Raw genomic sequence first — 24,065 nt, 5'->3', positions numbered from 1 at the left:
AGTGGTGAATTTACCTGTTCATGTAAAAATCACCAACTGTTAGATATAGTATTTTACACATTAGTTCTTCTATGCACGTCGAATTGTATTTTTTTATCTTATTTTAGGCATTTATTACTTCTTTTTTTACATCTGGTAAGCCTTTTAATAAATTTTCAGCAATTGTTAACCACTTCGATGTCTCTAAGCCATTTGTTTTCATAACAATTTTCAATTGTGATCCTTCCATTCCTAAACCGATCATACGTCCAAAACTATTTCCGAGCATGAATAATTTTCCACCATCAATATTTTGACTTGCTTGTTCAGAAAACAGAAATGTTACTTCAAATTTATTCTGCTTAATTAATTCAATTTGTTCTTTCATTGCCAACACTTTAATATTTGCAATTTGTAATAAATAACCAACTTCTTGTGGATAATCGCCAAATCTGTCGATCATTTCTTCCTGCAATTCTTCAATATCCTCAATTGCAGAAACACCTCTAAATTGTTTATACATCATAATTTTTTGCTTACTATCTGAAATATAAGCATCTGGTAAGTATGCATCTACCTCTAAGTCAATTTCAACATTAACTATATTTTCAGCCCCATCTGTTCCTCTACGCTGTTCAATTGCATCTTTTAACATTTGAGAATATAGATCAAATCCGACAGAATCAATAAATCCATGCTGTTCTGCCCCTAACAAATTACCTGCTCCACGAATAGATAAATCTCTCATCGCAATTTTGAAACCAGATCCAAGTTCCGTGAACTCTTTAATTGCTTGTAGACGCTTCTCTGCAACCTCTGACAGCACTTTGTCACGTTTATATGCAAAGTATGCATATGCAACACGATTAGAACGTCCAACACGCCCACGAAGCTGATACAACTGTGATAATCCCATACGATCTGCATCAAATACAATTAACGTATTTACATTCGGAATATCTACACCCGTCTCAATAATTGTTGTACTTACAAGAACATCATGCTGTCCTTCTAAAAATGATAGCATAACAGACTCTAATTCGCTTTCGTTCATTTTCCCATGTGCGTACGTTACGCGGGCATCTGGAACTAACATCGAAATTTCATCTGCTTTTCTTTCAATATCCTCTACACGGTTATATAGGAAGTAAACTTGACCACCTCTTGCAAGCTCTCGCTCTATCGCCTCTCTCATTAACGCTGGATTATACTCGACTACATACGTTTGGACTGGGAAACGATTTTCTGGTGGTGTCTCAATAACAGATAAGTCGCGCACACCAAGCATAGACATATGAAGCGTCCGCGGAATCGGAGTTGCCGTTAATGTTAATACGTCAACATTCGCCTTCAATTGTTTAATTTTTTCTTTATGTGTTACACCAAATCTTTGTTCTTCATCAATAATAAGAAGCCCTAAATCTTTATACGTAACATCTTTAGATAAAATACGATGTGTTCCGATTACAATATCTACTGTTCCATCCTTTAAGCCCTTAATTGTTTCATTTTGTTGTTTTCTCGTACGGAATCTACTTAATAAGCCTATATTGATCGGATAATCTTGAAAACGCTCTCGAATTGTTTCATAGTGTTGCTGCGCAAGAATCGTTGTCGGTACTAAAATTGCAACTTGTTTTTCATCCATAATTGCTTTAAATGCCGCACGAATAGCCACTTCAGTCTTTCCATACCCTACGTCACCACAAAGGAGCCTATCCATCGGGCGTCCGCGTTCCATATCTTTTTTAATCTCGTCAATAGAACGTAACTGATCCTCTGTCTCTTGATACGGGAAAGATGATTCGAACTCTTGTTGTTCTGCCGTATCTGGCGTATATGCATAGCCTTTTGAAGCTTCGCGCTCAGCATATAGTTTAATTAGGTCATCCGCAATGTCTTGTACAGATTTTTCAACTTTCGTTTTAACCTTCTTCCAATCATTACCACCTAATTTATAAACTTTCGGATCCTTACCTTCAGATCCTACATATTTTTGAACTTGATCAATTTGTTCAATTGGAACGTATAGCTTATCATTACCTTGATATTTAATATTTAAATAATCTTTATGAACACCATTAATCTCTAATGTCTCAATACCTAAAAATTTACCTATACCATGATTTACGTGAACTACATAATCTCCAACTTTTAATTCTGAATAACTTTTAATACGTTCAGCATTCGATAACTTTTGTTTACGTTGTGATTTTTTAACTTTCTTATGAAAAAGCTCCTTTTCAGTAATGACAACAAGCTTTTGCATCGGCATTTCAAATCCTGCATGTAAATCACCTACAGCAATCTGTAACCTTCCAGGCAATAAAATATCTGTACCTTCTACAATATCTGCCTCAATATCATAATCACTTAAAATATGTTGTAATTTTTTCACACGTTCATCATCTGTTCCAAGTACAACAGTCGTAAAATGCCCTTCATTCCATCTATCAATTTCTGTTTTTAACAAATTCATCTGTCCATGGAAATCTTGCATTGTTTTACATGTTACATTAACAATATTTTGCGGATGTGTGTGTGCGATATGACGCAAGAATAACGTTAAATATACAAAACTTCTTTTTTTATGATGAAGAAACCCCTCGAATGGGTGAGAGAAAGATAAATCTTGAATAATTGTTCCTTCACCAAGAAGTGATATATACCATTCCGCCTCTTCTGTTTCAAGATGTGATGCTGTCTCTTGAATACGGGAAATCTCATCTAAAATTACAACACCATCTTCTGGTAAATAATCTATCAGACTAGCAGGTTCTTTATAGAAAATAGATAAGTATTTAAACATCTGTTCTATACTTTGCCCGTTTTTCAACATCTCAATTTCATGACTTACCGTCTCAAGCACTTTAGTCTTTAGTTTATCATCAGAAAGTTTTTGCATCGTCTTAGTCAAGCCTTCTTCAAGATGCTGAATTCCTGATTTTAATTCTTCCTGTGAAAATAAAAACTCTGTTGCCGGACCAAACCTAACGCTTTCTTTTTTACCTTGAGAACGCTGTTCATCCACATCAAATAATCGAATAGAATCGACTTCTGTATCAAAGAATTCAATACGAAATGGTAGTTCTTCAGTTAAAGGATAAATATCTAATATTCCCCCACGCAAACTGAACTCCCCTGGAGCTTCTACCATCGACTTACGTTCATAGCCAATATGATGTAAAGTATGCAAGAGCGCATCTAAATCAATCTCTTGCCCTAGATTGATTTCAACTTGCTTTTGCTTCCACAATTCTTTTATTGGTAAAAATCTACGCAATCCTGCCACTGGCGCTACAATGATTCCATTCTCTCCCGCAGCCAAGCGATTTAACACTTCTATACGTTGCGCCTTCAATTCTGGACTTGCAACTCCAATTTCCGATGCTATCAGTTCATTCACTGGATATAACCACACATCTTTTTCACCAAGTAACGCCACTAAATCTTCATGTACTTTTTGTGCTTGGTATAAGTTATGTGTCACGATTAATTGTGATTTTTTTGTTTTTTTATATAAAGCCGCCATTAATAATGAACGAGAAGACGTTGCCATCCCTGATATAAGTTGTTCTTTTAACCCATCTTCTAACCCATTAATAACCGATTGTATCTCTTCATTTTTATAAAATTGCTCTAATAAACCTATCATTTTTAAAACTCCTCTCAACATAAAGAGCAAGTCATTCTATTTTATGCAAATATTTTGGAAAAGGAAAACAGAAAAATGCTTTGGACATGCCAAAGCGACAACATTTTATTGCAGAAATTTTTCATACTCATAATACTCAGGATAAGATGCGAGCGTTTCCTGACACGATTCACAAATCGTTTTTATATATATATTTCCATTCTCATGAAAATGAATCATTTCTACTACTTCTTGCTCCGTTAGTTGAAATAAAACGTCGCTATATACTTTTTCTGCGTTAATGGAGCCTACATTACCTCCGCAGTGTCTGCAATAATAATACCCTTCCATACTAGCCTCCTAAAAATTCAATTACTACTAGTATGGGTAAAACAAAAGAGAAATATTCCCAATCTCATTTTTAACTATTGAAAGTATTCATGATTTGAAGAAAAGGCTTATTTAGCCACTCTTCACATGCATCCGCTGCTTTTTCAATAGAATGGTTAACATCCGGAATCTCTTCAGATGTAAAGCGTCCCAATACATAATCGACTACCTTCATTCCATTTTTCGGGCGATCAATTCCCATACGGATACGTTGAAATTCTTGTGTTCCTAAGTGCGAAATCGTTGACTTTACACCATTATGTCCACCGGCACTACCTTTCATGCGAAGACGCAATTTACCTACAGGAATGTCTAAATCGTCGTACATAACAACGAAGTCCTCAACATCAATTTTATAATAATCCATGAGTGGACGAATACTTTCCCCAGATAAATTCATGTATGTTAGCGGCTTTAATAAGATTACCTTTTCTCCATTAACAAACCCTGCACCAAATACACCTTTAAATTTTTGTTCATTCAAAGAAATGTTCCAACGCTTCGCAAGTTCATCAATGGCCATAAATCCAATATTATGCCTTGTTAATTCATATTCTCTACCTGGGTTCCCAAGTCCTACTATCAATTTCATTCTTGTACCACTACTTTCTTTTTTCGATACGAAAAGACGTAACCAATTTTGGTTACGTCTCATTCTATCCAATTAATTGAATAATACACTCACAGATTCTTCTTCGTATACACGAATGATTGCTTCTCCGATTAATGGAGCAACTGAAAGTTCATGTACTTTGTCGATTTTCTTCTCTTCTGGTAATACAATAGAGTTCGTTACAACTAACTCTTTAATGTTTGAATTTTGAATACGCTCAATTGCTGGACCAGATAATACTGGGTGTGTACAGCAAGCATATACTTCAGAAGCACCGTTCTCAACAAGAGCGTTTGCTGCTAATGTAATTGTACCAGCTGTATCAATGATGTCATCAATTAAAATCGCTGTTTTGCCTTCAATATTACCGATAATGTTCATTACCTCTGAAACGTTCGGGCGAGGACGACGCTTATCAATAATAGCGATTGGCGCTTTTAGACGATCTGCCATTTTTCTTGCACGAGTTACACCACCATGATCAGGAGACACGATTACGATATCTTTAAGACCTTTTGTTTCAAAGTAATCAGAAAGAATCGGTACACCCATTAAGTGGTCGATTGGGATATCAAAGAACCCTTGAATTTGTGGAGCATGTAAATCTAGAGTGATTACACGAGTTGCACCTGCTGTTTCAAGCAAGTTTGCTACAAGTTTCGATGTAATTGGTTCACGAGAACGCGCTTTACGGTCTTGACGCGCATAACCATAGTAAGGAATAACAATATTAATTGTTTTCGCAGATGCACGTTTTAATGCATCGATCATAATAAGTAATTCCATGATATGTTCGTTTACTGGGAAGCTTGTAGATTGAATAATGAATACATCGCAACCACGGATACTTTCTTCAATGTTAATTTGAACTTCTCCATCACTAAAACGATCAACAGAACATTTTCCTAGTCCTACTCCAATATGCTTTGCAATCTGCTCAGCAAGTTCCTTATTAGAGTTTAAAGAGAATACTTTCAAATTAGAATTTAGATATTGAGTCGACATCTAGATTAACCCTCCACATTATTATGATTTTTTCTTATTCAGCAATTGATCAACATAGTCTTCTTTGTTAACTTGACGTGCACGTGCTACCGATAATGCTTTTGATGGAACATTCTCTGTAATTGTAGAGCCTGCCGCCACATAAGCACCATCTTCAACTGTTACTGGAGCAACAAGGTTTGAATTACATCCAATAAATACCCCATTACCAATCACAGTTTTGAATTTATTCTTACCGTCATAGTTCACCGTAATTGAACCACAACCAAGATTCACGTCTTCTCCAACTTGTGCATCCCCGATATAACTCAAGTGCGAAGCTTTACTTCTATTACCAAAGACAGTTTTTTTGATTTCCACGAAGTTTCCAACGCGTACTTCGTCTCCAATAACTGAATCTGGGCGAATATGTGCAAATGGACCAACCGATACTTCCGTACCAAGCTTACTATCATGTACAGTAGATTGTCGAATTGTCGTACGATCTCCAATTTCACTATCGCGAATTACTGTATGCGGTCCAATTTCACAATCAGAACCAATTACAGTGTTCCCCTCAATAATTGTTCCTGGATGAAGAACTGTATCGCTACCGATAATTGCATCAGCAGAAATATAAGTGTTACTTGGATCAATAATTGTAACACCATTTACCATGTTCTTTCGGTTGATACGGTTTTTCATAATAATTTCCGCTTGCGATAGAGCGACTCTGTCGTTAACACCTAACGTTTCATCGAACTGCTCTGTTTGATAAGCTGATACGATATGACCTTCATTTTTTAAAATCTCAATAACATCTGGAAGGTAATATTCACCTTGCACGTTATCATTTGAAACTTTAGAAAGTGAAGCAAATAAAGCCTTATTATCAAAACAATACGTACCTGTATTGATTTCTTTAATAGCTAATTCTTTCTCATTTGCATCTTTATGCTCAACAATCTTTTCAACATGACCATTCTCATTACGAACAATACGGCCATATCCAGCAGGCTCTTCTATGTATGCTGTTAGCACCGTCGCCATTGCTCCTGCTTCTTTATGTTGCTGAAGTAATGCTTCCATTGTTTCAGCAGTTATTAGAGGCGTATCACCACAAATAACTAAAGTTGTTCCTTCTTCATTTGCAAGTACACTTGCAGCTTGATCTACAGCATGTGCTGTACCAAGTTGTTCTGCTTGTAATGCAAATTCACTTACGTTCCCTAGCTGTTCTTGTACCATTTCAGCACCATGTCCAACAACCGTTACAAGTTTCTGCAATCCTAATTGAGATACTTGATCGACTACGTGTTGTACCATAGGTTTTCCACATACAGGATGCAGCACTTTGTATAGCTTTGACTTCATACGTGTGCCTTTACCTGCAGCTAGAATCACTGCAAATCTGTTTGACATATAGACCCTCCATCGCAACCTATTTATCCATTAAAGATATTATCCTAAATCATCATATATTTCAAGAAACACATTTTAACTATTAAATTTTACCATAATTCTTATAAGATGTTTTACTCTTTAGTATCTTTTTTAAGAAATAAGCTATACTATTTAAAATGATTTTGAAAAAATTAGTAGTTTCTTCTTTTTATGTTAATAAATTATGAAGTTTCCAAATATAAAACAAAAAAAAACAAACCCCTGTAAATGCTTACAGGAGTTTGCTACAAAATTATAAGGCTTTTTGTCAAAAGCCCTTTTCATTCGAATTTTACGAAGCACCTGCTTCTTCAAACTCAACCTCTTCTAACTCGCCTAAACGATGATACTCTGTTAAAACCGCATCTTGAATTTTAGAGCGTGTACCAGAATTAATTGGATGTGCAATGTCACGGAACTCTCCATCTGGAGTACGTTTACTTGGCATTGCTACAAATAATCCATTATTACCATCAATTACACGAATATCATGAACAACAAATTCATGGTCTAGAGTAATAGAGGCAATTGCTCTCATGCGGCCTTCTGTGTTTACGCGGCGTAATCTTACGTCAGTCACTTCCATCTTGTGTTCACCACCCTTTTCTAAATAAGCGATATATTTGTATAAATTCCACAAATTTTCTATTTTCCCTTTAATTTTTTAAAAATTTTTAAGATAAAAATTTTTAAAGTAGTTGAATATAGAGATTAGTGGAGGTTATCGCTTACAAAAGGTTACTTAACTAGGGCGATTACTTCAATTTCAACGGAAACATCTTTCGGTAATTTTGCTACTTGCACACAAGATCGAGCTGGTTTATGAGTAGAGAAATAAGAGCTATACACTTCATTCACAGCATTAAAATCATCCATGTCCTTTAAAAATACTGTTGTTTTTACGACTGTATCAAATGAAGCACCTGCTTCCTCTAATACCGCTTGTAAATTTTGAAATACTTGTTCTGTTTGTGCTGTTACATCTCCTGTTACAAGCTCCCCATTTGCCGTCAATGGAATTTGTCCTGAGCTATAGAACATGTTATTTACAATAATCCCCTGTGAATAAGGTCCAATTGCTTGTGGTGCCTTGCTTGTTTGAACAACTTTCATACTTTTCACCCTTTTATTATTTATTTTACTCTTTAAAAATAGTGTACGAAAGGCAGTTTGTCCATCTATTTTATAATCTATAAATAAAATAAAAAAAGATAGAGCTATCTGCTCTATCTTTTATTCCGCCTCTACAAGCCCTTCATCAAATGGTGCAAGAGAATAATTCCCTTTTTCCACTTGAATCGTTTTTTCTTTCACATCAACTTCCGATAGACGAATTAATGATACAAAATTATTAATTAGTCGTTCTTCAATATCTGTGGATTCTACTAATACACCAATACCAACAACATTAGCCTTGAACTCTTCTAACATACTCATCATACCTTGAATTGTTCCGCCAGCTTTCATGAAGTCATCAATAATTAAAACATTCGACCCTTCTGGAAGACTGCGTTTTGCTAACGTCATTGTTTGAATTCGTTTAGAAGAACCCGACACATAGTTAATACTAACAGTCGGACCTTCTGTTACCTTATTATCTTTTCTTGCAATTACAACTGGTACATCTAAGTAATTTGCCACTGCATAAGCAAGTGGAATCCCCTTCGTTGCCACCGTCATAACTGCATCAATTGGTTGCCTAGCAAAAACAGAAGCAAACAAACGACCTGCGCCATTAATATGGCGAGGATTACTCAATAAATCTGTCATGTATAAGTAACCACCAGGCAAAATACGATCTGGGTTTTCAAATAAGCCACAAAGCTCATCAATAATTAGATCTGCCTCTTCTTCACTTATATACGGTATATATTTCACTCCTCCTGCTGCTCCTGGTATCGTTTGCAATGTGCCGACCCCTTGTTGTTCAAACGTTTGCTTAATAATAACTAAATCTTCACTAATGGAAGACTTAGCCGATTGATACCTTTCAGCAAAAAAAGTGAGAGATACTAGCTGACGAGGGTTTTGTAGCAAGTAATAAGTCATATCGACTAATCTTGTACTTCTTCTAATTTTCATACTCTCACCTCAAATCACGAATATTCTAAACAAATCATAACGTATTATACGTCTTTATTCAAGCGTTTCTCGCTCTCCTAATAAACGTACCGCATAGACTTGTTCACAAAATCCTTTTAATCCGTTATAAATGCGATGCATTCGTGAATCATGGTGTACAAGTCCAAATACAGTTGGACCACTTCCACTCATTAATACAGCATCCGCTCCAAATCGCTTCATCTGTGATTTAATACGGGCAACTTCAGGATGCATTCCAAATGTTACATCTTCTAAAACGTTACCAACAGTATCACAAATTCCTTTATAATCACCAGAATTTATGACATCAACCATTTTATCTACATTTGGATGTGTAACTCGATTTAACTTTAAATTTCCATACACATCAGCAGTAGATACACCTATATGTGGTTTCGCTAAAATAACCCAACAAGAAGGCGGAGTCTTTATATGCTCAATTTTCTCTCCTCTTCCAGTGGCAATTGCTGTGCCGCCGTATACACAGAACGATACATCTGATCCAATTTCTGCGCCAAGCTCTGCTAACTCATCAATTGTAAGCCCTAAATTCCATAATTTATTAAGACCACGTAATGTCGCTGCTGCATCACTACTTCCACCTGCTAATCCAGCTGCTACTGGAATCGTTTTTTCAATAGTAATAGATACACCTTTTTTTACATTAAACTTCTCTTTTAATAATTTCGCTGCCTGATAAGCTAAATTTCGTTGGTCGTCTGGGACATACCTATTATGGGATAAAATTTCAATACGGTCTTCTGCTAATTCCGTTAGTTCTAGACGATCTGCTAAATCAATGGTTGTCATAATCATTTTCACTTCATGATATCCGTCTTGTCTTTTTCCCAGTACATCTAACGACAGATTAATCTTTGCTGGTGCTTTCACTAGTAGCTTCAATCTATTCACCCACTCTATGTACTCAATCTTTTATCGTTTATTTTACCATAAATTTATAGTAAGACGATGACACTTCCCTAATTATAACGAAAAGCATTCAGAATGAAACTACTTATGTAAAATGATGGCACCTTTTAGAGTACAAAAAGCCGAGGAATGTCTCCTCGGCTACCGTAGCATAGAAAGTATCTTACAACTACTGGTTTCGTTTCATTAATTGCTGTTCTGCAATTTCTATAGCACGTTTCACCATGTTACCAGCATCTTTCGCACGAATTCCGCCCCATCCTTCTTTCTGAACAACATCATAAAAGCCAAGCTCTTTTGCTAGCTCTTCTTTAAATTGGTTTGACATGACACCTCTTCGTCTACTACTCAATGCAGAGTCCCTCCTTATTTTGCTACGGTATAGTTAGTATGCAAAATAATATAGCTTTTCATTTCTGGGAATATATGTAATGATATACGGATTATAAAATGACCTCATTATGAGGGTCTCCATAAAATGTTAACTCTACTGTCTCTGTTAAAACATCTGCATAACTATAAGATACACGTTGCAACGCATCTTCTTGTTGATCCAATTGTACAACAAAAACGGAACGGTATGTTTCTGCTAGTACACCTGATTGCTCCACAGTTTTTCTTCTTCCACTATTTGCTTTTAACATAAGTCGCTGTCCAAGATGGTGATCTAATTCGCTTTTAATTTCATCTAAACGTTTTGACATATACTTCGCTACACCTCGCTGTAATTTAGATTGAACACTTAAAGCACGATATATCTATCCTAATTATTAACCGCGATTCACAGCTAATATCATCCTGCGTTTGAATAGATAGAAGAAATACTATATTGTAAAAGTATCATTACGTAGTCTGTACGTTCTTGCCTCTTTTTATCCAAATTCATTTAAATCCTTCCATACAAAAAAGCAAGATACATATGTACCCTGCTTACTCTTCATAATGTTGAAAAGGTAATCCCGTTCGTAAAATCCCTCTCGTTTCAATTCCACCTAGTCCCTTTTCACCAGTAATTGTATTACGTACGACATCCCATACATTGACTCTCTCCATAAATGAAGTAAAACTAATTTTACCAACTACATATACAGGATCTAGTGCATGAATATTAATTCTAGATGGTGAACTAGCGAAATTGGCCCCTGCACGAATTAGTGCCTCAAAATGTGATTGACATGCCCCAGCAAAAATAACAAGTTGATCCAATGATGGATATTTTTTTCGCACTTCACGAACAGCCTGTACAAAATGCCTTGAATGCCTATATGCCGCTAAATCTCCCTTCACTCCTTTTGATTTTGTATATGCATCATGCCCTGTAATAACGAGAATGTCTGGGCGAAAGTGATCTATTAAGTCTACTACTTTTTCATGCATCTCCGTTTCTTTACAATGAATACCTTGAACAGGAACGCCAATTTTATTATATAAATCTAAGCACTTGCGCAAATATAAAGGGTCTCCATCTATATGCAATACACGTCCCGGCATTTGAAAATAATTCACCTCACTTGTATATCCACCAGTTGAAGTATGTTCATGCCTTTGTTTCATCAGCACATAATCTTGTTGAAACAAACGGTACGTGCGCTCCATTGTTTCTTTCTCACGCTTCACCCTTTTTTTATGTTCTCTTTGATCTATACTAATTAAATCTTCAAGTGGCGCATCCGCCACCAGTCTAATTTCCTCTCCAAACAATATAGCTATCTCGCCTTTTATTTCTATAATACGAAAAAGAATATCCCTCTTATGAGAATATCGTTCCACTAATTCTCCAACATGTAAAACCATTCTCCTACCTCCAAACTCATTAGGCCATCTTACCTGTTTTTAAAGTATGAATTTAGAGAGAGAAAGGTGACAAAAGGGACAGTTCAACTTGAACTGCCCCTTTCATATTCTTATGATAATTTATGAAGAACTAATGCATTACTTAATGTTGCAAACTCTTCAATAGATAGCGTTTCGCCTCTTCGCTTTGGATCAATTCCTACTTCTGTTAAAATTCGATCCAATAACTCCTTATCTTTCGGGAAACCATTTAAATTATTTGATAAATTATTCATTAAAGTTTTACGGCGCTGTGCGAAACTTGCTCGTACTACTTCAAAGAAGAACGTTTCATCTTTCACCTCTACAACCGGTTTAGGACGCTTTAGAAGGCGGATAATTGCAGAATCAACATTTGGCTGTGGTACAAACACTGTACGCGGTACAGTCATAACTGTTTCAACCTCTGTATAATACTGAATGGCAATCGATAAAGAACCATACTCTTTCGTTCCAGGTTTAGCAGCTAAACGATCTCCAACTTCTTTTTGCATCATAACAACAAATCCACGAACTGGTAACTTTTCTTCAAGCAATTTAAATAAAATTGGCGTTGTAATATAGTATGGTAAGTTAGCTACTACCATTACATCTTGTCCTTCTTCAAATTGCTCATTAAATACTTCATGTACATCTGCTTTTAGTACGTCTTTATTAATAACTGTAACGTTACCATATGGCGCTAACGTCTCATCTAAAATTGGTAATAGTCTTTGATCAATTTCAAAAGCCACTACTTTTTTAGCACGCTTCGCTAATTGCTCTGTTAATGCACCGATACCTGGTCCAATTTCAATTGCACCACTTTCTGAACCAATTTCTGCATGATCGACAATACGATTTAATACATTTGTATCAATTAAAAAGTTTTGTCCTAAACTTTTTTTGAATGAAAATCCATACTTTTCAACAATGTCTTTTGTACGATTTGGCGTTGCGATATCCTTCATTTTTTTTCCTCCTGTATTACTTGCTTATAAGCTTCTGCAAATGATTCCTTTGAAACTTGAAACATCTGTAATCGTTTATGTAACTGTTTTGCATTTGTATAACCAATCTTTAATAGCTTACCCATTCTTTCTCTGCGGCTCTTTGCCATTTCTCCGCCCACTAAGCCTGCATCGACTAAATCGCTCCAACTAATTTCACTTGTGTAAGCTTCCATTTCTTCATGTATATTCTCTAGAGCACGGCGAATCGACTCATTAGAAGCATGTTCAATCCCGACACCCTTTTTCCTTTTAGCAAGCGCTTCTTCCTTCGGTAAAAAGGCATGCTTACAGCCAGGAACCTTGTCAGAAATAATTTTTCGAATACGTTCTCCAGGATAATCCGGATCTGTAAAAATAATAACGCCCCTTTTTTGTTGCGCTAATTTAACTTGCTCAATAACATGATCACCGATTGCTGAACCGTTCGTTTCAATTGTATCCGCATCAACAGCATGCTTAATCGCAACTGTATCATCTTTACCTTCTACAACGATAATCTCTTTTATTTTCATGCTTGCCTCCACACTCATTTCGTCTCTACTTAGTAAAACAAAAAAATGACGACTTTTCCATTATTATTTTCCCCATTCTTATATTTTAAAAAATAGAATAGAAAAATCTTTGTTCTCTGTCCTTATTGTAACACTTCATCATTCACATTTATTTTCTTCATCACTTCTACTAGTTTTTCTCAAAATAAAAAAGAACAGGTTCCCCCGTTCTTTTTATTCAACACCAAATAAAACTTTTGCATTTTTAGTTGTCATTTCTGCTACTTCCTCATAAGAAATTCCTTTTAAATTCGCAATTTCTTCTGCTACGAGTTTTACATAACTCGGTTCATTTCGTTTCCCTCGAAATGGGTGCGGCGTTAAATACGGACAATCCGTCTCTATTAACAATTTCTCTAATGGAATCTCCGTAGCAACCTCTTTCGGCTTCTTAGCATTTTTAAATGTAACTGGTCCACCTAACGAAATTAAAAAGTTCATATCAACACATCGCTCTGCTACCTCTACACTGCCGCTAAAGCAATGCATAATGCCTCCTACTTCAGCTGCATTCTCTTCTTCTAGAATATCAACAATATCTTGAGTTGCATCGCGGTTATGTATAATAATCGGCAATTTTACTTTTTTCGCTAATGCAATTTGTTTACGGAATACTTCTTTCTGTATTTCTTTTGGAGACTTATCCCAGTGATAATCTAAGCCCATTTCTCCAAGTGCAACGACTTTAGGATGAGAAGCAAGTTCTTCTAACCAAGCTAAATGTTCTTCTGTCATGTCGATTGCATCAACTGGGTGCCACCCAACCGCAGCGTAAATAAAATCATAGGCTTCAGCTAATTCCATCGCCTTTTTTATCGTTACTTCATCAAAACCAACAACAACTGTATAAGTAACTCCCGCTTCTTTCATTCGGGCAATAACCTCTTGCAAATCTCCTTCGAATTGCTCTGCATTCAAATGTGAATGTGTATCAAACAACATAATACATAACTCCTTTTATATTGAAATCAAGTTTATTCTACAAAAATAAGTTCTTTAATAACTTAACGATAACAATACTACAATCTTAATGCAAAAATAGAGAGTGTAAAAAGAAAAAAGACGCTTCACACATGTTACACGTGAAACATCTCTTTTCTTGTCTTAATTACTTGATTTTTGTACCATTTGGTAGATTTTGGTCAATTGATGCTAATGACAATACGCCATTCTCTTCACCCGCTAAAATCATACCTTGCGATAATTCACCGCGTAATTTTACAGGTTTTAAGTTTGTTACACAAATAACCTTTTTACCTTTTAAGTCTTCCGGTGAATAGAATTTTGCAATTCCAGAAACAACTTGACGCTTTTCTGTGCCTAAGTCTAGTTGAATTTTTAACAACTTGTCTGCTTTTTTCACAGGTTCAGCAGATAGTACTTCAGCTACGCGTAATTCTACTTTAAAGAAATCATCAATTGTAATTTCTTCTGCCTTCGGTTCTTCTTCTTTTTTCTCTTCTACTTTAGGAGCAGAGCTTTTCATTTGTTCTTTAATGTACTCTACTTCCACTTCCATTTCTAAACGAGGGAAAATTGGGTTTCCTTTTTCTACTTTTGTTCCAGCTGGAATGCAGCCAATTGTAGATAGACTTTCCCAAGATTTATGAGCTTCATCAGTAAGGCCAAGCTGAGCAAACATCTTGCTTGGTGCTACTGTTAAGAATGGCATAAGCATAATACCTGTTTGACGAAGTACTTCTGCTAAGTGAGCCATTACAGAAGCTAACTTTTCACGATCATTCTCATCTTTTGCTAATACCCATGGTTGTGTTTCATCAATATATTTATTCGTACGACTAACCAATTGCCAAATAGATCCTAACGCTACAGAGAACTCCATATTCTCCATTGCTTCTTCTACTTTTTTCAAAGTATCTTGCGCAAACGCTACTAACGTTTCATCAAATTCCGTTACATTTGCTTTAAATGCAGGGATTTCTCCGTTAAAGTACTTATCAATCATAGCTACTGTACGATTTAATAAATTACCTAAGTCATTTGCTAAGTCGAAATTAATACGCTCCACAAATCCTTCTGGTGTGAATACGCCATCAGATCCAAATGGAACTTCACGAAGTAAGTAATAACGTAATGCATCTAATCCGTAACGATCGATTAATGTAACTGGATCTACTACGTTTCCTTTTGACTTACTCATCTTTCCATCCTTCATTAAAATCCAGCCATGAGCAAAGACTTTCTTCGGAAGAGGTAAATCTAATGCCATTAAAATTATCGGCCAATAAATTGTATGGAAACGAACAATTTCTTTCCCAACTAAATGCACATCTGCAGGCCAGAATTTTTTATATTTCTCTTCATTTGCTGTTCCATAACCTAACGCCGTAATATAGTTAGATAATGCGTCAACCCATACGTAAATAACGTGTTTTGGGTTACCAGGAACACGAACTCCCCAGTCAAATGAAGTACGAGAAACTGCTAAATCTTCTAATCCTGGTTTAATAAAATTATTAATCATTTCATTTTTACGAGACTCCGGCTGAATGAAATGTGGATTATCTTCATAGAATTTTAATAGTCTGTCGACATATTTACCCATTCTAAAGAAATAAGATTCTTCACGAACAAGTTCTACATCATGACCACTATCTGGGCTTTTTCCTCCAACTACTTTGTCGCCTTCCATAATTGGATCTACTAATTGATGCTCTGTATAGAACGTCTCATCTTGTACAGAATACCAACCTTCATATTCATCAAGATAAATGTCACCTTGATCTACTAATTGCTTAAAGATTTTTTCGACAACATCTTTATGACGATCTTCAGTTGTACGAATAAAATCATCATAAGAAATATCCATCTTCTCCCAAAGCTCTTTAATTCCTGAAACAATGTTATCAACATATGCCTGTGGCGTAATATTTAACTCTTCTGCTTTCTTTTGGATCTTCTGTCCATGCTCATCAGTTCCTGTTAAATAATGCACATTATAACCTTGCATACGCTTATATCGTGCCATCGCATCTCCTGCTACTGTCGTATAAGCATGTCCAATGTGTAATTTTCCACTTGGATAATAAATTGGGGTAGTAATATAAAAGGACTTATTTTCCTCTGTCATTGTTTTGGACCTCCCGAATAACCTCATATGTATTTATAAACAGTATATCAAAAACTCATATATAAAGTGAAACTTTAATCAGTAGGGTTTTTGTTCCTCCCCACTAATTATTAGCCCACATTAATTAGGCTTTTACGAGCAGCCCAAATCTAATTTATCTTCTTTACGCCAACCTAATTTTAAATTTAGGTCTTAATGCTCAATATCTTTATCATCTATTGCTCATATTTCAAAAAAATATACAATCTCCACTTTAAATTTATTTTTTTCAGAAAATATCGTAAATAATTGTGGAATTTCCTCTCAATCTATTATATATAAGAAATAAGAAATCTATAAATCTTTTTAAAAAATATAGAATTTAAGAATTGACGGAAATGTAAATGATTGGTATCATATGTCCATAGGGTATTTTGTCGAAAAATGACGAATCTAAAAATAGACTCGAAACTTATAAACTATTTATTTAGGAGGAAAAAAATTATGAAATCTACTGGTATTGTTCGTAAAGTTGATGAATTAGGTCGTGTAGTAATTCCAATCGAATTACGCCGTACTTTAGGTATTGCAGAAAAGGACGCTCTTGAAATCTATGTTGATGACGAAAAAATCATCTTAAAGAAATATAAACCAAACATGACTTGCCAAGTAACTGGTGAAGTATCTGACGGTAACCTTTCTTTAGCTGAAGGTAAAATCATCTTAAGCAAAGAAGGCGCTGAGCAAATCTTAAACGAACTTCAAGATTATATCGAAACAGCAAAATAAGCTTCTCAATTATGAGAAGCTTATTTTTTATCGACATGATAGATTTGATATACATCTCTTTTCGACAAATCTCGATCTTTAGCGACTGTTTTAATCGCTTCTTTTGAATTCATACTTTTTTCATTTATATAGTGTTCAATATGATCATATACCGAAAGAGATTCCCACCATTGTTCTTCTGGAGCTGGTTCTTCTGTTGAACCTGCTACTAAAATACAAAACTCACCACGTACTTCATTTTGCTTCGTCCACTCAATTGCTTCTTCGATTGTTCCTCGAATAAATTCCTCAAATTTTTTCGTTAACTCTCGACATAATACAATCTCTCTATTTCCCAACACTTCCTGCATCGAAATTAAAGTATCATCTAAACGATGAGGCGCTTCATAAAACATCATTGTAGTTTGTACATAACGAAGCTTTTCTAACTCCATCTTCCGTTCCTTTTTGTTTCTCTGCAAGAAACCATAGAAATAAAACTGCTGTGTTTCAAGGCCGGATGCAATTAATGCTGTAAGGGCTGCATTTGCTCCAGGAAGTGGAATTACATGGTATTGCTCAGCTACTGCCTCAACAACAATATCGTAACCTGGATCAGAAATACACGGCATACCAGCGTCACTAACAAGTGCTATATTCTTTCCATCCTCTAATTTCTCTAATAGTTTCTTCCCACTTACTTCTTTATTGTGCTCATGATAACTCGTGACAGGTGTTTCAATTTCAAAATAATTACAAAGTTTTTTCGTTTGTCTCGTATCTTCAGCAGCAATTAAATCAACTTCTTTTAAAATTCGGATTGCACGAAATGTCATATCTTCTAGATTTCCAATAGGAGTTGGTACTAAATATAAAACTCCCTTTTCATTTTGTTGAAAGCTTTTTTGTTGCCACATAGCGTTCTCCTTTTTGCATATATGCCTCTTTTTGTTTTCTCGTTAATTGCTTAAAGTAATACTCCGCTTGCATAGCTGTACGCTTATCATTGTGGGTCTCTACATATTTTAAAACGACAGGAAGCCTGGCGCGTGTATACCTAGCTCCTTTGCCGCTATTATGAGTCTGAATTCTCTTCTCTATATGGTTTGTATATCCAGCATAATAACTTCCATCAGAGCACTCTACCACATAAAAAAAATGCTTATTCTTCTCCATATAAAATTGAACGTAGCTCCTTTGTATATTCGTTATTGTTCTCATATACAACGAGAGGTGGTAAAATTTTTAAATCTGCATTTCCATCCTTAATTCCTTCAATTAACAATGTATTTGCTTCTTTTCCAACCTTAGGATAAACAAATTGCACACGCTTTGGTTCAATTTTATATTTACGCATTAATGTGACAATGTCTAGTAATCGCCCTGGACGATGTACAAACGCTACTTTCCCACCTTGTTTTACTAACTGACTACTTGCAGATACAACATCTTCTAATGTACACATAATTTCATGACGAGCTATCGCTAAATGTTCATTCATATTTTTCTCTGAAGTTTGAGGTGTTTGAAAATATGGTGGATTACATGTAACAACATCATATTGATGACGCCCAAGTTTCTCTGGCATATCTTTCAAATCTCCATGTATGAGGTGAATTCTTTCTTCCAACCCATTGTATTGAACACTTCTTACTCCCATATCATATAAGCGTTCTTGAATTTCCACACCAGTAATATTTCCTTTTGTTCTTGTACTTAATAGAAGGGGAACAACCGCGTTACCTGTACACAAATCAAGTAAATTCCCTTTTTGAATTGGTATCCATGCAAAATCTGCAAGTAAAACGGCATCTAAAGAAAAATTAAATACTGATGGGCTTTGTATAATCTTCATGTCTTGTGCTAATAAGTAATCTAAACGTTCATCTTCATATAAATTCATATACTGCTCCTTTTCTTACCCTTAACCTACCCTATTTCATGTATAAAAAATTACCTTTCCAATTATAATTGGAAAGGTAATTTCACTTTTTATTTAAGAATGACAGACAGAATAAACAATCTCCCTCTTTACGTACACTTCCATAATGTAGATTGCAAATATGAAAACCTTCTTGATACAGTCTCGCTAAATTGTCATAGCCTTCACCAATATCTGTTTTCGGCTTCACTTCTTTACGTTTTTGAGTTTTTTGTTTTTCTTTATTCTGCACTTCTTCAAAACGGTGTCGCAAATTGTTATTTTCCATTTTTATATGCTGGTTTTCTTCCAACAACTCTGCAAGATGCTGTTTTAACTCTCCCAACTGTTTGTATAAATGTCCAATTTGCTCTTCCATACTAGAAACCGATTCAAAAATATCTTTTTTCTCCACAAGCACCCACCTCATTAATCTGTGGTTTGACTCGAAACGACCCCTTTATTTACTAACTCATCTAACGTATATTCTACTATCCGTTCCTTGTCTACTAGTTCCACTTGAATTAATCTTTCTAAAATATTTAATCCGATAACACGGCCAGTACCATGCGGGGTTTGTATACGTTGATCTAAATCAGGAAGTTGTTCCTTTGCTGCCTCATATTCATCATTCTCATATTTTAAGCAACACATTAAGCGACCACATAAACCAGAGATTTTTGCAGGATTTAATGATAAATTTTGATCCTTTGCCATTTTAATGGATACAGGTTCAAAATCTCCTAAAAAAGTAGAACAACAAAGCATACGACCACATGGACCAATACCACCTAGCATCTTCGCTTCATCACGAACACCAATTTGTCTTAGTTCAATTCTTGTTCTAAAAATTGCGGCTAAGTCCTTCACTAGTTCGCGGAAATCGATCCGACCATCCGCAGTAAAATAGAAAATAATCTTATTACGATCGAATGTATACTCTACATCTACAAGTTTCATATCAAGATTATGCTCTACTACCTTTTGTTGACAGACTTGATATGCTTCTTTGGCAGCATGTTTGTTCTCTTCAACAATGGTACGATCATTTTCATTTGCAATACGAATAACCTTTTTTAGCGGTAATACAACGTCGTTTTCATCAACTTGTTTTTTGGTAATAACTACTTTTCCGTATTCAATACCTCTTACCGTTTCTACAATGACAAACTCATTTTCAGAGATATCGAACTGATTTGGATCAAAGTAATATACCTTCCCGGCCTTCTTAAAGCGAACACCTACTACATCATACAAAACGGTCATCCCTCCTGCAACCGCAACACTAACTGTTCGAACACAAGCTGCGCATTTACATTAGCGTTGATTCTATTTTTTGCCTCTAATATATTAAAGAGAGCTGATACAATGCGCTTCTGAGCATAGGAAAACGATTCAAACATCTCTTTCTGCTCATGAAAAACAAGACGATCTTCTTCTCCAAGTTGAACATATAATAAATCCTTATAAATAAGGAGTAACATATCTAAACCTTGCTGTAATTGTTCTTTCTCTCCAAAGTGTTTTCCCCATTTTTCTTGTACAAAAAAAATAGAGGTTTTATCTTTTTCGAGCGCTTCACATAATTTTATCACTAAAGCTCGTGCTTGTGCAAACCATTCATCACTACATAAAGCTAAAGCTTCATCAAAACTATTTGTAAGTTGAGCAGCAAGTGTCGATAAAGATGCTGTAATCCCTTCATCCTGTAATCTTCTAATTAAAGATTCCGTAGGTAACGGTCTAAACGTAACAACTTGGCAACGAGATAAAATCGTATTTAAAATTTGATGACTTTGTTCAGTAAGTAAAATAGCAGTTGTATCACTACTTGGTTCTTCTAAAAATTTCAAAAGTGTATTTGCCGCATTTGCTGTCATACGATCTGCATGCTCAATAATATATAATTTTTTATTTGCTTCTAATCCTGTTTTTGAAAACTCTTCTTGTAAATCATGAATTTGCTGCTTCTTAATAGATAATCCGTCTGGTTTTACAATATGTAAGTTAGGGTGGTTACCTGAATCAATTCGCTTACAGTTTGTACATACATGGCAGGGCTCTACCCCATTTCGCTCAGAACAGAGGAAACTCTTTGCCATTTGAATTGCTGTCGCAAACTTTCCTGTCCCTTTCCCTCCCTCTAACAAGTAAGCGTGGGATATACGCTCTTTTGCAATGCTATTCATCAACATTTTTACACCGATGGGTTGTATAGCAGAAAGCTGCTCCCACGTCTTCGTCATAATGCATACCTCACTTATTTCATTCTTTCCTTCTATTATAACAATTTATCTTCTATAAGCTGAACAACTTCTTCTATAAGTTTTTCCATCGGCTGATCAGCATTTACCAATACAATACGATCCGAGAAACGTTCTACAACTTGTAAATACCCTTCGCGCACACGTTTATGGAAAGAGATATCTTCCATATCTAGTCGATTTACTTCACGTCCTGCATCTTTTTCAATCCGAGCCAAACCAACCTCAGGCTCAATGTCTAGATAAATTGTTAAACTAGGCATACAGTCCTCTGTTGCGAAACGATTTATTTCAAATACCTTATCCATACCCAATCCTCTTGCATAGCCTTGGTATGCTAAAGAGCTATCTATAAAACGATCACATAACACGAGGTAGTTCTCATTAAGTGCTGGCATAACTTTTTCTACTAAATGTTGTCTGCGCGCAGCAGCATAAAGAAGCGCTTCTGTACGTGCTTCCATCATCGTATATTCTTGTTTATGTAAAATCGTCCTAATGTCCTCAGAAATTGCAATACCGCCTGGTTCCCTTGTCGCCATTACCTTTTGTGCTTTTTGTTCAAAATATGGCAATAAGCTTTTAATTAACGTTGTTTTACCTGAACCTTCTGGGCCCTCAATTGTTACAAATAATCCCTTCATCCTAAAACCTACTTTCTATATCATACACTTTCATATATTTCGTATTCCCTTGAAAACGAGCTCCTGCTCTCTCTAAATACATAATTTGCTCTTTATGCTCTGAAGTAATTCTCTCTCCATACATAATCAATGGAATTCCAGGTGGATACGGAATCACCATTTCCGCCGCTATCATTCCAACAGCCTCTTCTATAGATACTATCTTTGTTTCATATACGTCTAGTTGTTTATACGTATACGGTAAAAGAGAGAATTCACCTTTATAAGTATAACGAATAGATTCCCTCTTGTCTTTCACCTCATAATGTTGCAATGCTACTCGGATCATCTCTATAACCTTCATATATCCCTCATTTACTTGTAAGGGTAAAATAAATAGGACATTGTACGGATCAGCCATCTCTGTATATATACCGACCTTTTCAAATACAGACTGTAATTCGTACCCTGATAACTGACAACGAGTTTGTACGGTGACCTTTAACTCATCTTGCAACGGATATTCTAAAATGGCGATTTGGGGAATAGAACGTAATTGTTCCTTAAATCTTCGTAAAAACTCAACAATTTCACTGTGACCTTCTTCTTTTATACGCGCCATTGTAAAGCGTGCTATATCCAAGGAAGCCATAATTGGATACGATGGACTACTAGATTGTAGCATACTTAAATAAGTAGTAACCTTCTCTTCGTCTACTAAGTGACTATTTATATGTAAATAGGAACCCATTGTCATTGCGGGTAATGTTTTATGTGCAGAATGAACTACAATATCTGCACCATATGTTAATGCTGACTTCGGGAATGGTTCTCCCAAGCACAAATGTGCCCCATGTGCCTCATCTACCAAAACAGGGATTTTATGTGCATGTGCAAAAGCGATGCTTGCCTCTAGATCCATACCCATACCATAATAATTAGGATGCGTTAAAATGAGTGCTTTCGCATTTGGATACTTTTCAATTGCTTTCTTAATAATTTCGTTACGAACTCCCACCGGTACGTTATAAGCTTCATCAATCCATGGATCTAAAAAAATGGGATTTGCTCCCGCAAGTTTTAAAGCATTAATAATTGATTTATGGCAATTTCTTTGTACAAGAACAATATCATGTTCCCCGCAACAAGACAAAATCATTGCTAAGTTCCCGACTGTTGAACCATTAATTAAAAAATAGCTCCTCTTTGTATTATAAACTTCAGCCAATAATTGTTGTGCCTCATCTATACATTCAAACGGACTATGCAAATCATCTAGTCCTGCTAACTCAGTTACATCAATAGATAGAATATCTTTAAACTCTCTTATTGCCTCCTGAGGGAAGTTTAAACCATTCTTATGACCTGGAACATGAAAGGATAACGGCCCTCTTTCTTTAAACTCTATTAACGCCTCATATAAAGGCATACGATTTTGATTCATCTACATCTCTTCCTTATGATTCATTCTCTATCTATTATACAGAACAAAAAAAATAATAGGCATATGCCTATTTAAAAATATGATACTTCTAATTTTCGAAGCTGCTTTAAATAATGTATATATTTCGGATCATCTGTCTCTGTATTCACCATATCCTTTTCACATTCATAGCATATTAAATTATTATAAACATATATACCTTCTTTTCTTTTTGTCTCACAAACAATACAAACTTCACTTTGTAATTTCATAACCTTCCCTCCCTATTTAAGTGAACCTATTTTATACTTCTAATCCTTAACAATTTACAGAAAAATATACACCCATCTTTTATATAATATGATTAACTCTTGGGCAACGTGTTTGTATTACCATTACTTCTTTCCTATTCTTTTTAACAATACAAAAAAACACAAGTCAAATGACTTGTGTTTTTAGTTGCTTGGCGACGTCCTACTCTCACAGGGACAAGGTCCCAACTACCATCGGCGCTAGAGAGCTTAACTTCCGTGTTCGGTATGGG

Annotated in this window: 26 protein-coding genes and 1 rRNA gene; 1 reads left to right on the top strand and 26 read right to left on the bottom strand. The window is 35.5% G+C overall.

The features are described 5' to 3' along the window. Positions 1 to 103: 103 nt before the first annotated feature. From mfd to metG, 16 genes are all read right to left on the bottom strand, one after another. Positions 104 to 3,634, bottom strand: coding sequence for a transcription-repair coupling factor (mfd, locus tag CGQ22_RS29470; protein ID WP_000579681.1), 3,531 nt, complete (start codon positions 3,632 to 3,634; stop codon positions 104 to 106). A 105-nt stretch (positions 3,635 to 3,739) separates the two neighbouring features. Next, positions 3,740 to 3,964, bottom strand: a complete 225-nt coding sequence (locus CGQ22_RS29465) for an anti-sigma-F factor Fin family protein (protein WP_000399438.1) — start codon at positions 3,962 to 3,964, stop codon at positions 3,740 to 3,742. Positions 3,965 to 4,034: 70 nt separating this feature from the next. After that, positions 4,035 to 4,595, bottom strand: coding sequence for an aminoacyl-tRNA hydrolase (gene pth / locus CGQ22_RS29460; protein ID WP_000767702.1), 561 nt, complete (start codon positions 4,593 to 4,595; stop codon positions 4,035 to 4,037). A 72-nt stretch (positions 4,596 to 4,667) separates the two neighbouring features. After that, on the bottom strand, positions 4,668 to 5,621 hold the full coding sequence (locus CGQ22_RS29455) for a ribose-phosphate diphosphokinase (protein WP_000107420.1): 954 nt from the start codon (positions 5,619 to 5,621) through the stop codon (positions 4,668 to 4,670). A 21-nt stretch (positions 5,622 to 5,642) separates the two neighbouring features. Beyond that, positions 5,643 to 7,022, bottom strand: coding sequence for a bifunctional UDP-N-acetylglucosamine diphosphorylase/glucosamine-1-phosphate N-acetyltransferase GlmU (gene glmU, locus CGQ22_RS29450; RefSeq protein WP_000071039.1), 1,380 nt, complete (start codon positions 7,020 to 7,022; stop codon positions 5,643 to 5,645). Between the two features lie 313 nt (positions 7,023 to 7,335). Continuing rightward, positions 7,336 to 7,629, bottom strand: coding sequence for a septation regulator SpoVG (gene spoVG / locus CGQ22_RS29445; protein ID WP_000454041.1), 294 nt, complete (start codon positions 7,627 to 7,629; stop codon positions 7,336 to 7,338). A 152-nt stretch (positions 7,630 to 7,781) separates the two neighbouring features. Further along, positions 7,782 to 8,156, bottom strand: coding sequence for a RidA family protein (locus CGQ22_RS29440; RefSeq protein WP_000869814.1), 375 nt, complete (start codon positions 8,154 to 8,156; stop codon positions 7,782 to 7,784). Positions 8,157 to 8,276: 120 nt separating this feature from the next. Continuing rightward, positions 8,277 to 9,125, bottom strand: a complete 849-nt coding sequence (gene purR, locus CGQ22_RS29435) for a pur operon repressor (protein WP_000702466.1) — start codon at positions 9,123 to 9,125, stop codon at positions 8,277 to 8,279. A gap of 54 nt (positions 9,126 to 9,179) precedes the next feature. Beyond that, the gene (gene ispE, locus CGQ22_RS29430) at positions 9,180 to 10,049 is read right to left on the bottom strand and encodes a 4-(cytidine 5'-diphospho)-2-C-methyl-D-erythritol kinase (RefSeq protein WP_000772104.1); all 870 of its coding nucleotides are present in this window, start codon (positions 10,047 to 10,049) and stop codon (positions 9,180 to 9,182) included. 196 nt (positions 10,050 to 10,245) lie between these two features. Then, positions 10,246 to 10,404 carry a small, acid-soluble spore protein, alpha/beta type gene (locus tag CGQ22_RS29425; protein ID WP_000070633.1) on the bottom strand — a complete coding sequence of 53 codons (159 nt, stop codon included), beginning with the start codon at positions 10,402 to 10,404 and terminating at the stop codon, positions 10,246 to 10,248. A 115-nt stretch (positions 10,405 to 10,519) separates the two neighbouring features. Further along, complete coding sequence (veg, locus tag CGQ22_RS29420; protein ID WP_000044347.1) at positions 10,520 to 10,780, bottom strand: biofilm formation stimulator Veg; 261 nt, start codon at positions 10,778 to 10,780, stop codon at positions 10,520 to 10,522. 226 nt (positions 10,781 to 11,006) lie between these two features. After that, positions 11,007 to 11,870: a sporulation peptidase YabG gene (gene yabG / locus CGQ22_RS29415; RefSeq protein ID WP_000242868.1), complete on the bottom strand. Its 864-nt coding sequence runs from the start codon at positions 11,868 to 11,870 to the stop codon at positions 11,007 to 11,009. Positions 11,871 to 11,980: 110 nt separating this feature from the next. Next, positions 11,981 to 12,859 carry a 16S rRNA (adenine(1518)-N(6)/adenine(1519)-N(6))-dimethyltransferase RsmA gene (rsmA, locus tag CGQ22_RS29410; RefSeq protein ID WP_000651547.1) on the bottom strand — a complete coding sequence of 293 codons (879 nt, stop codon included), beginning with the start codon at positions 12,857 to 12,859 and terminating at the stop codon, positions 11,981 to 11,983. After that, a complete protein-coding gene (gene rnmV, locus CGQ22_RS29405; protein ID WP_089149710.1) occupies positions 12,856 to 13,413 on the bottom strand; it encodes a ribonuclease M5 in 558 nt (185 codons plus the stop codon). The genes rsmA and rnmV overlap by 4 nt, the downstream gene beginning before the upstream one ends. 213 nt (positions 13,414 to 13,626) lie before the next feature. Continuing rightward, positions 13,627 to 14,394: a TatD family hydrolase gene (locus tag CGQ22_RS29400; RefSeq protein ID WP_000895851.1), complete on the bottom strand. Its 768-nt coding sequence runs from the start codon at positions 14,392 to 14,394 to the stop codon at positions 13,627 to 13,629. A gap of 166 nt (positions 14,395 to 14,560) precedes the next feature. Further along, on the bottom strand, positions 14,561 to 16,543 hold the full coding sequence (gene metG, locus CGQ22_RS29395) for a methionine--tRNA ligase (RefSeq protein ID WP_000134143.1): 1,983 nt from the start codon (positions 16,541 to 16,543) through the stop codon (positions 14,561 to 14,563). Between the two features lie 483 nt (positions 16,544 to 17,026). Here metG and CGQ22_RS29390 point away from each other — a divergent pair, with 483 nt between their 5' ends. After that, the gene (locus CGQ22_RS29390) at positions 17,027 to 17,311 is read left to right on the top strand and encodes an AbrB/MazE/SpoVT family DNA-binding domain-containing protein (protein WP_000843036.1); all 285 of its coding nucleotides are present in this window, start codon (positions 17,027 to 17,029) and stop codon (positions 17,309 to 17,311) included. Positions 17,312 to 17,331: 20 nt separating this feature from the next. On the opposite strand, the gene rsmI is transcribed toward CGQ22_RS29390, so the two are convergent. The 10 genes from rsmI to rrf form a co-directional block, all read right to left on the bottom strand. Beyond that, positions 17,332 to 18,207, bottom strand: coding sequence for a 16S rRNA (cytidine(1402)-2'-O)-methyltransferase (gene rsmI, locus CGQ22_RS29385; protein WP_000267817.1), 876 nt, complete (start codon positions 18,205 to 18,207; stop codon positions 17,332 to 17,334). Then, positions 18,176 to 18,466, bottom strand: a complete 291-nt coding sequence (locus tag CGQ22_RS29380) for a GIY-YIG nuclease family protein (RefSeq protein ID WP_000414352.1) — start codon at positions 18,464 to 18,466, stop codon at positions 18,176 to 18,178. Before CGQ22_RS29380 ends, rsmI begins: the two co-directional genes overlap by 32 nt. Then, positions 18,453 to 19,193 (bottom strand): tRNA1(Val) (adenine(37)-N6)-methyltransferase, encoded by a 741-nt coding sequence (locus CGQ22_RS29375; RefSeq protein ID WP_001055353.1) that lies wholly within the window; start codon positions 19,191 to 19,193, stop codon positions 18,453 to 18,455. The genes CGQ22_RS29380 and CGQ22_RS29375 overlap by 14 nt, the downstream gene beginning before the upstream one ends. 82 nt (positions 19,194 to 19,275) lie before the next feature. Next, positions 19,276 to 19,626, bottom strand: coding sequence for a DNA replication initiation control protein YabA (gene yabA / locus CGQ22_RS29370; RefSeq protein WP_000412063.1), 351 nt, complete (start codon positions 19,624 to 19,626; stop codon positions 19,276 to 19,278). A gap of 14 nt (positions 19,627 to 19,640) precedes the next feature. Continuing rightward, the gene (locus tag CGQ22_RS29365; RefSeq protein WP_000272429.1) at positions 19,641 to 20,468 is read right to left on the bottom strand and encodes a PSP1 domain-containing protein; all 828 of its coding nucleotides are present in this window, start codon (positions 20,466 to 20,468) and stop codon (positions 19,641 to 19,643) included. A 5-nt stretch (positions 20,469 to 20,473) separates the two neighbouring features. Next, positions 20,474 to 21,457 (bottom strand): DNA polymerase III subunit delta', encoded by a 984-nt coding sequence (gene holB, locus CGQ22_RS29360; RefSeq protein WP_000169564.1) that lies wholly within the window; start codon positions 21,455 to 21,457, stop codon positions 20,474 to 20,476. Between the two features lie 35 nt (positions 21,458 to 21,492). Further along, the gene (gene tmk, locus CGQ22_RS29355) at positions 21,493 to 22,119 is read right to left on the bottom strand and encodes a dTMP kinase (protein WP_000677219.1); all 627 of its coding nucleotides are present in this window, start codon (positions 22,117 to 22,119) and stop codon (positions 21,493 to 21,495) included. A gap of 1 nt (position 22,120) precedes the next feature. Beyond that, complete coding sequence (locus CGQ22_RS29350) at positions 22,121 to 23,542, bottom strand: aminotransferase class I/II-fold pyridoxal phosphate-dependent enzyme (protein ID WP_074594811.1); 1,422 nt, start codon at positions 23,540 to 23,542, stop codon at positions 22,121 to 22,123. Positions 23,543 to 23,613: 71 nt separating this feature from the next. Next, entirely contained in the window at positions 23,614 to 23,793 is a 180-nt protein-coding gene (locus CGQ22_RS29345) for a sigma factor G inhibitor Gin (RefSeq protein WP_000776279.1), read from the bottom strand. 189 nt (positions 23,794 to 23,982) lie between these two features. Beyond that, a 5S ribosomal RNA gene (rrf, locus tag CGQ22_RS33065) occupies positions 23,983 to 24,065 on the bottom strand; the annotation flags it as partial.

Origin of the sequence: Bacillus sp. M13(2017) (assembly GCF_002218325.1) — a bacterium.
Taxonomy (GTDB): Bacteria; Bacillota; Bacilli; order Bacillales; family Bacillaceae_G; genus Bacillus_A; species Bacillus_A thuringiensis_K.
The sequence above is the reverse complement of the archived record's forward strand: the minus strand, read 5'-3'. Positions and strand labels throughout refer to the sequence as shown.

Excerpts from the sequence above, each read along its gene's own strand:
- mfd (WP_000579681.1), bottom strand. The coding sequence starts at position 3,634 with ATGATAGGTTTATTAGAGCAATTTTATAAAAATGAAGAGATACAATCG.
- CGQ22_RS29465 (WP_000399438.1), bottom strand. The coding sequence starts at position 3,964 with ATGGAAGGGTATTATTATTGCAGACACTGCGGAGGTAATGTAGGCTCC.
- pth (WP_000767702.1), bottom strand. The coding sequence starts at position 4,595 with ATGAAATTGATAGTAGGACTTGGGAACCCAGGTAGAGAATATGAATTA.
- CGQ22_RS29455 (WP_000107420.1), bottom strand. The coding sequence starts at position 5,621 with ATGTCGACTCAATATCTAAATTCTAATTTGAAAGTATTCTCTTTAAAC.
- glmU (WP_000071039.1), bottom strand. The coding sequence starts at position 7,022 with ATGTCAAACAGATTTGCAGTGATTCTAGCTGCAGGTAAAGGCACACGT.
- spoVG (WP_000454041.1), bottom strand. The coding sequence starts at position 7,629 with ATGGAAGTGACTGACGTAAGATTACGCCGCGTAAACACAGAAGGCCGC.
- CGQ22_RS29440 (WP_000869814.1), bottom strand. The coding sequence starts at position 8,156 with ATGAAAGTTGTTCAAACAAGCAAGGCACCACAAGCAATTGGACCTTAT.
- purR (WP_000702466.1), bottom strand. The coding sequence starts at position 9,125 with ATGAAAATTAGAAGAAGTACAAGATTAGTCGATATGACTTATTACTTG.
- CGQ22_RS29425 (WP_000070633.1), bottom strand. The coding sequence starts at position 10,404 with ATGTCAAACCAATTTAAAGAAGAGCTAGCAAAAGAGCTTGGCTTTTAT.
- veg (WP_000044347.1), bottom strand. The coding sequence starts at position 10,780 with ATGTCAAAACGTTTAGATGAAATTAAAAGCGAATTAGATCACCATCTT.
- yabG (WP_000242868.1), bottom strand. The coding sequence starts at position 11,870 with ATGGTTTTACATGTTGGAGAATTAGTGGAACGATATTCTCATAAGAGG.
- rsmA (WP_000651547.1), bottom strand. The coding sequence starts at position 12,859 with ATGAAGGATATCGCAACGCCAAATCGTACAAAAGACATTGTTGAAAAG.
- rnmV (WP_089149710.1), bottom strand. The coding sequence starts at position 13,413 with ATGAAAATAAAAGAGATTATCGTTGTAGAAGGTAAAGATGATACAGTT.
- CGQ22_RS29400 (WP_000895851.1), bottom strand. The coding sequence starts at position 14,394 with ATGTTGTTTGATACACATTCACATTTGAATGCAGAGCAATTCGAAGGA.
- metG (WP_000134143.1), bottom strand. The coding sequence starts at position 16,543 with ATGACAGAGGAAAATAAGTCCTTTTATATTACTACCCCAATTTATTAT.
- CGQ22_RS29390 (WP_000843036.1), top strand. The coding sequence starts at position 17,027 with ATGAAATCTACTGGTATTGTTCGTAAAGTTGATGAATTAGGTCGTGTA.
- rsmI (WP_000267817.1), bottom strand. The coding sequence starts at position 18,207 with ATGTGGCAACAAAAAAGCTTTCAACAAAATGAAAAGGGAGTTTTATAT.
- CGQ22_RS29380 (WP_000414352.1), bottom strand. The coding sequence starts at position 18,466 with ATGGAGAAGAATAAGCATTTTTTTTATGTGGTAGAGTGCTCTGATGGA.
- CGQ22_RS29375 (WP_001055353.1), bottom strand. The coding sequence starts at position 19,193 with ATGAATTTATATGAAGATGAACGTTTAGATTACTTATTAGCACAAGAC.
- holB (WP_000169564.1), bottom strand. The coding sequence starts at position 21,457 with ATGACGAAGACGTGGGAGCAGCTTTCTGCTATACAACCCATCGGTGTA.
- tmk (WP_000677219.1), bottom strand. The coding sequence starts at position 22,119 with ATGAAGGGATTATTTGTAACAATTGAGGGCCCAGAAGGTTCAGGTAAA.
- CGQ22_RS29350 (WP_074594811.1), bottom strand. The coding sequence starts at position 23,542 with ATGAATCAAAATCGTATGCCTTTATATGAGGCGTTAATAGAGTTTAAA.
- CGQ22_RS29345 (WP_000776279.1), bottom strand. The coding sequence starts at position 23,793 with ATGAAATTACAAAGTGAAGTTTGTATTGTTTGTGAGACAAAAAGAAAA.